Origin of the sequence: Marinobacter alkalisoli (assembly GCF_045449795.1) — a bacterium.
Lineage (GTDB): Bacteria > Pseudomonadota > Gammaproteobacteria > Pseudomonadales > Oleiphilaceae > Marinobacter.
In genome coordinates this window covers 1-6,207 of the sequence record NZ_JBJJLB010000008.1, presented here as the reverse complement: position 1 = coordinate 6,207, position 6,207 = coordinate 1, and the positions used below count along the sequence as shown (strand labels likewise).

The following is a 6,207-nucleotide window of genomic DNA, read 5'->3' as shown; positions in this document are numbered from 1 at the left end:
TAACGAGGCTGTAGAAAAACTCGATTTCGAGCCGTCCCCAGCGCCTGGTTCCTAAAATTTTTGTAGCGGCCATCCGCTAGCCGATGATCGCGACTCCGCTGTTCAGCCATTAGTTTCGGCCGATTTGGCGCTGCCAGCGCCGGTATTGCTGACTTCCAGAAGCCCCATTTCCGGCTCTTCTGGTCCCTGCATCACGCGGCTAACCGCCCGTAATTCGCCAGCTTCTCAATATTGTGCACTAGGCAGTATAGCTGCCACTGGCCCTGTACCTTCTTCTTACCTCTCAGGCTGAAGCGGTTCAGCCGCTTCGTGGTACCAATATTGCCGAACACCGGCTCGACCACTGACATGCGATGACTGTAGATTTCCTTGCCCTGCGGGCTATCCACTCGGTGCTTCATCCAGTCGGTGTAGTTGGGCAGGCGCTTGTTCTCGATGGTGAACGAGACTTGCCTGCCAGAGCCTTTTCGGTGGTCGGCGGAGGCCGGATTCTGCATACATTGATGCTTCTTGGGGCAGTGTCGGCATTGCAGCAAACGCCCTTCGAAGTGCACCCGGATTTTGCCATTCTCGGCTTCGCGTGTGCCCTGATAACTAATGGCGTTACCCGCCGGGCAGATGCACGTCAGGTTCACTGGATCGAACTGGAATTCACTGGCCGGGATGGTTTTCTTCCAGCCTGTATCCGGCAAATTCTGATGGCGTTTGCCGTACTTGTCTTTCTGGTTCTGGAACTTCGGATCCCGGCTGCGGAACCGGTTGTCTGGCACGTAGCCGTTGATCTGCCGTTCGTGCAGATACTTCATATTGGCTTCGTTGGCGAAGCCGGTGTCGGCGGTGACGACCGTGCCTTGTTGGTAGATGCTCTCGGCGATGCCCAGCTTTTTGTAACGGGCTTCGACGGTTTCCAGTACCGGCTGTAGAGTGTGGTGTTCCTGGCCTTCGCCAAAGGCCTGGGCATCAATGATCACCTGGTGTTTCTTGTCCACCGTGGCCACGCCGTTATAGCCCTGGATCGTGCCCTTGCTGGTGGTCATCTTGGCGCTTTCGTTATCCGTCAGGTTGCTCTTCACTTCCTTGCTCCGCTTTCCCCGGCCCATCCTTGGGCGGTTCGTCTTTAGGAAGCGGTCCACTTTGTTCATGGCTTCATCCAGCGAGAGGATGGTGTTCGCCCGACGGATATCCCGATCCAGTTCGGCCTCAGTTTCCGCCTCATCCCGCTCGTAATGCTCCTTCAAGTGGTGACGGATCAGTCGTCGCAGTTTCTCTCGTTTCTCACCCAACTCTTTAAAGGTGCCCGACCATTCCTTGGCGGCGTTGGAGGACATCTTGCAGCCGTCGATAGCAAAGAGTTCGTTGCCCAGAAGACCCTGTTCATGGCACACCAGCAGTACCTGCTCGAACAGCTCTTCAATCTCGCCGGAATGGCTGCTGACAAACTTGGCCAATGTCGTGAAGTGAGGAACGGTATCGCAGGATAGTGCCTTGAAGATGATGTTGGTCTCGCAGCACCACTGCATCTCACGGCTGGAGGTGATGCCTTTGGAGTAGGCAAACAGGATGATCTTCAGCAGGATGGCCGGATCGTAAGCCAGCCGGCCGGTGTCTTCGTTGCGGTACTTGGGGTGGAACACCGACAGGTCCAGCTTGTGTTCGATCAGGTAGTGCACCGCGTGTTCAAAGGTGCCGGGTTGAAGCTGTTCCTGGTAGTTGATCACGACCATGGCATCCTGGTCGTAGTTGTAATGCTTGAAGCGGGGCATGCCAACGACTCCTTGTCCGTTTGCCTGATCCTACCAAACCGAAGCGGTGATTTCGGGGTTTTTCTACAGCCTCAACGCTTGCAGCATGCGCGCCCACGGAATGGAGCCGAAGGCGCAATGTAATGGGCGTCGCCGTGCCTGCACTGGTTATGCGAGACCATCGTCAGCCTGATAGTCCGGGAGAATTTTCCAATTATCCTCAAATTCGGCGACGTCCTTAATGTTGAGAATCGCCTGCGGAGAAGCACCGCCTCCAGGACGGCGATATTCGTGCCTCTCCATAAAAGCCGAGTACCGGGCGACGATCTTCTCTTGTATGTCGCGTTCAGTACAGATGAAAAATCTTGCTCCGCTGATTCCTGAATCACCCAGCCGCACCAAGACCCAGACCAAGTTCGGATGTTTGAGCGGTTTCAATGGGCCAATTGTTTGATGATTATCCTCGCCGATACTGTGGTCGCACCACTTATCGATAGAGGACTGAACCAACGCACCCTTCGTGCTCGCTTTAACCTGAACAGGAAATGACTTGAGAGATTCAGAGTGAACCGCTGTGACATCGAATCCGGGAACGTTTCCAGAATAAGGGGAAGCGTAGTAGCCAAGTGCCCCCAGTACTGCCGACACCAGGTGTTCCCCAACCTGTCCCGTTAATTTATTCGATACACCCGATGCCATACTCTCAACTATTCCTTAGCGCATAACGCCTGCAGCACGCGCGGCTGCGGAATGTAGGCGAAGCTGCAATGTAGTAGCCGTCGCCGTGACTGTGATTGTTACATGGCAATCACGCCATACCTTTGAAATTCGGCAATGAAGCCACCCGGTCTAGCCATGCTAGAACGGCCGGATAGGCCTCCAACTCGAAGCCACCCTCGTGAGCGACGTGTGTGTAGGCATAAAGCGAGATGTCTGCGGTGGTAAAGTTCTGACCTGCTATATATGGTGTTTTTCTAAGTTGCTGCTCCATAACTTGCAGCGCCTTGTGGCCGCCCGCTTGCTTTGAAGCATATTCGTCGGCCTTTTCCTCAGGAAGCCCAAGGTACTTATTGATGAAACGGGCTACCGCGATAAACGGCTCATGGCTGTATTGTTCGAAAAACTGCCATTGTAGGACTCGTGCTTGAGCCAGACTTCCATCTGGATAGAGAGCTGACCCGCCTGCCAAATAGTTGAGAATGGCGTTTGACTCAGAAAGGGTCTCGCCCTCATCGAGCTCAAGCAACGGTATTTTGCCATTGGGGTTCTTCTTCAAGAATTTGTCAGACTTAGTGTCGCCAGCCAAAATATCGACATCAATCCATTCGTGGTCAATATTCAGCAGGCTGCAAACGAGCTGAACCTTGTAGCAGTTGCCTGATTTGGTATCACCGTATATTTTCACGCACTCTCCTTTGCTATGTAACGCCCGGCTCACGCGCCGGTTTGGAGCTGCGAAGCAGCGGAAAATCGGTCGCTGTGCAGCCGATTGTTAATCAAGATCAGGGCCCAGGTGACGGTGATGGAGTCGAACTAGGACCATTTTGAACAAGCCAATCATTAACTAGATCCAAATTGCTGAACTCAAGTATCTCCAAATCGTTGCTATCTGGGTTGTCCAGCATCAACTCAACACCGCCTTCTCCTGTCTCACCAATTGACAGTAGCCACTGCGTGTATTGCCGAAACGTTCTGAAATTTGTACCCAGCTCAGCATTAAGAAAGGATGAAACCATCTGTTCTGCTCTAATTCTAGAAGAGGGATCACTTTGTTTCTGATGAAGTTCAGCTTGAGGAAAAATTTCGCGGGTGCAGATTTCGGGATGATATTTGTTGAAGTATATATTTCGTGCCATTTCTTTTTGTGACCAAGCGATGAAATGGCACTGCAAGCTTTGACTCAGCCTTACCTTGTCCGCGTCTAACTTTTCACACAAAAGTTTTCGCAATCGCTTGTCGCCCTCGGCTTTCAAATCACTTTTTTCGTATTTGAACTCAACCAAAGCAAAGTTTGTGTTAGCCGTGAATATGTAGTCTCCGCCTAACACAGAGTCTTGGCCGTCCAAGGAGAATCGATTTGTCTGGCGGCCTCGTTGACGGCCAACCTTCAGAAAATAATTGGAAAATGCATCAATAATCGATTGTTCGTGCTTTCTTCGCATAGATTTCTTCTGCCAGATTATTTCTGATTAACGCTACCAACACGCGCAGCTTTGTAGTGGAGGCGAAGCCGCAACGAAAAAGCTGTCGCTGTGCTTGGCCTTGTTAATGCAACGGAAGGTTGGCCTTGCTTCCATGGTAAACGCCGTCCTTAAACAGTAGTAGGCTCTCGTTCACCTTCAACCCATTCCTGTCAGAACCCCATTTGATGTGGCTGTCAGATACCTCCACAGCGCGAACGGCCTCGCTTCCGAACCTGTCTATCGCCAAGCGTTTTATACTTTCAAATGAAGTATCAGCCCCAGAATTTCTAAGGATGGCTTCAATCTCGCTTGTGGTAATTATCTGCTCTACCCACGCTTCTTCGTACCGCTTAACCTCTGTATACAAATAGAGGTTAAGCCCTGCGGAGACTAGAAACAAAAGACTTAAAATCAGTACCAGCTTTCTATTCATGTGAGCATTAACGAGGCTGTAGAAAAACTCGATTTCGAGCCGTCCCCAGCGCCTGGTTCCTAAAATTTTTGTAGCGGCCATCCGCTAGCCGATGATCGCGACTCCGCTGTTCAGCCATTAGTTTCGGCCGATTTGGCGCTGCCAGCGCCGGTATTGCTGACTTCCAGAAGCCCCATTTCCGGCTCTTCTGGTCCCTGCATCACGCGGCTAACCGCCCGTAATTCGCCAGCTTCTCAATATTGTGCACTAGGCAGTATAGCTGCCACTGGCCCTGTACCTTCTTCTTACCTCTCAGGCTGAAGCGGTTCAGCCGCTTCGTGGTACCAATATTGCCGAACACCGGCTCGACCACTGACATGCGATGACTGTAGATTTCCTTGCCCTGCGGGCTATCCACTCGGTGCTTCATCCAGTCGGTGTAGTTGGGCAGGCGCTTGTTCTCGATGGTGAACGAGACTTGCCTGCCAGAGCCTTTTCGGTGGTCGGCGGAGGCCGGATTCTGCATACATTGATGCTTCTTGGGGCAGTGTCGGCATTGCAGCAAACGCCCTTCGAAGTGCACCCGGATTTTGCCATTCTCGGCTTCGCGTGTGCCCTGATAACTAATGGCGTTACCCGCCGGGCAGATGCACGTCAGGTTCACTGGATCGAACTGGAATTCACTGGCCGGGATGGTTTTCTTCCAGCCTGTATCCGGCAAATTCTGATGGCGTTTGCCGTACTTGTCTTTCTGGTTCTGGAACTTCGGATCCCGGCTGCGGAACCGGTTGTCTGGCACGTAGCCGTTGATCTGCCGTTCGTGCAGATACTTCATATTGGCTTCGTTGGCGAAGCCGGTGTCGGCGGTGACGACCGTGCCTTGTTGGTAGATGCTCTCGGCGATGCCCAGCTTTTTGTAACGGGCTTCGACGGTTTCCAGTACCGGCTGTAGAGTGTGGTGTTCCTGGCCTTCGCCAAAGGCCTGGGCATCAATGATCACCTGGTGTTTCTTGTCCACCGTGGCCACGCCGTTATAGCCCTGGATCGTGCCCTTGCTGGTGGTCATCTTGGCGCTTTCGTTATCCGTCAGGTTGCTCTTCACTTCCTTGCTCCGCTTTCCCCGGCCCATCCTTGGGCGGTTCGTCTTTAGGAAGCGGTCCACTTTGTTCATGGCTTCATCCAGCGAGAGGATGGTGTTCGCCCGACGGATATCCCGATCCAGTTCGGCCTCAGTTTCCGCCTCATCCCGCTCGTAATGCTCCTTCAAGTGGTGACGGATCAGTCGTCGCAGTTTCTCTCGTTTCTCACCCAACTCTTTAAAGGTGCCCGACCATTCCTTGGCGGCGTTGGAGGACATCTTGCAGCCGTCGATAGCAAAGAGTTCGTTGCCCAGAAGACCCTGTTCATGGCACACCAGCAGTACCTGCTCGAACAGCTCTTCAATCTCGCCGGAATGGCTGCTGACAAACTTGGCCAATGTCGTGAAGTGAGGAACGGTATCGCAGGATAGTGCCTTGAAGATGATGTTGGTCTCGCAGCACCACTGCATCTCACGGCTGGAGGTGATGCCTTTGGAGTAGGCAAACAGGATGATCTTCAGCAGGATGGCCGGATCGTAAGCCAGCCGGCCGGTGTCTTCGTTGCGGTACTTGGGGTGGAACACCGACAGGTCCAGCTTGTGTTCGATCAGGTAGTGCACCGCGTGTTCAAAGGTGCCGGGTTGAAGCTGTTCCTGGTAGTTGATCACGACCATGGCATCCTGGTCGTAGTTGTAATGCTTGAAGCGGGGCATGCCAACGACTCCTTGTCCGTTTGCCTGATCCTACCAAACCGAAGCGGTGATTTCGGGGTTTTTCTACAGCCTCAACGC

General features: G+C 52.9%; 6 protein-coding genes. All 6 read right to left on the bottom strand.

What is annotated here, in order from left to right:
* Nucleotides 1-191: 191 nt before the first annotated feature.
* Nucleotides 192-1,763 (bottom strand): transposase, encoded by a 1,572-nt coding sequence (locus ACJO3M_RS03390; RefSeq protein WP_406999717.1) that lies wholly within the window; start codon nt 1,761-1,763, stop codon nt 192-194.
* A 147-nt stretch (nt 1,764-1,910) separates the two neighbouring features.
* Complete coding sequence (locus ACJO3M_RS03385) at nt 1,911-2,441, bottom strand: hypothetical protein (protein ID WP_406999739.1); 531 nt, start codon at nt 2,439-2,441, stop codon at nt 1,911-1,913.
* 109 nt (nt 2,442-2,550) lie between these two features.
* The gene (locus ACJO3M_RS03380; protein ID WP_406999737.1) at nt 2,551-3,147 is read right to left on the bottom strand and encodes a glutathione S-transferase family protein; all 597 of its coding nucleotides are present in this window, start codon (nt 3,145-3,147) and stop codon (nt 2,551-2,553) included.
* Nucleotides 3,148-3,244: 97 nt separating this feature from the next.
* Nucleotides 3,245-3,904, bottom strand: a complete 660-nt coding sequence (locus ACJO3M_RS03375; RefSeq protein WP_406999735.1) for a hypothetical protein — start codon at nt 3,902-3,904, stop codon at nt 3,245-3,247.
* Between the two features lie 103 nt (nt 3,905-4,007).
* Nucleotides 4,008-4,439: a hypothetical protein gene (locus ACJO3M_RS03370; RefSeq protein WP_406999733.1), complete on the bottom strand. Its 432-nt coding sequence runs from the start codon at nt 4,437-4,439 to the stop codon at nt 4,008-4,010.
* A gap of 118 nt (nt 4,440-4,557) precedes the next feature.
* Nucleotides 4,558-6,129: a transposase gene (locus tag ACJO3M_RS03365; RefSeq protein ID WP_406999717.1), complete on the bottom strand. Its 1,572-nt coding sequence runs from the start codon at nt 6,127-6,129 to the stop codon at nt 4,558-4,560.
* Between the last annotated feature and the right edge of the window lie 78 nt (nt 6,130-6,207).

Coding starts and splice junctions, on each gene's coding strand:
- ACJO3M_RS03365 (WP_406999717.1), bottom strand. CDS start 6,129: ATGCCCCGCTTCAAGCATTACAACTACGACCAGGATGCCATGGTCGTG.
- ACJO3M_RS03385 (WP_406999739.1), bottom strand. CDS start 2,441: ATGGCATCGGGTGTATCGAATAAATTAACGGGACAGGTTGGGGAACAC.
- ACJO3M_RS03390 (WP_406999717.1), bottom strand. CDS start 1,763: ATGCCCCGCTTCAAGCATTACAACTACGACCAGGATGCCATGGTCGTG.
- ACJO3M_RS03375 (WP_406999735.1), bottom strand. CDS start 3,904: ATGCGAAGAAAGCACGAACAATCGATTATTGATGCATTTTCCAATTAT.
- ACJO3M_RS03370 (WP_406999733.1), bottom strand. CDS start 4,439: ATGGCCGCTACAAAAATTTTAGGAACCAGGCGCTGGGGACGGCTCGAA.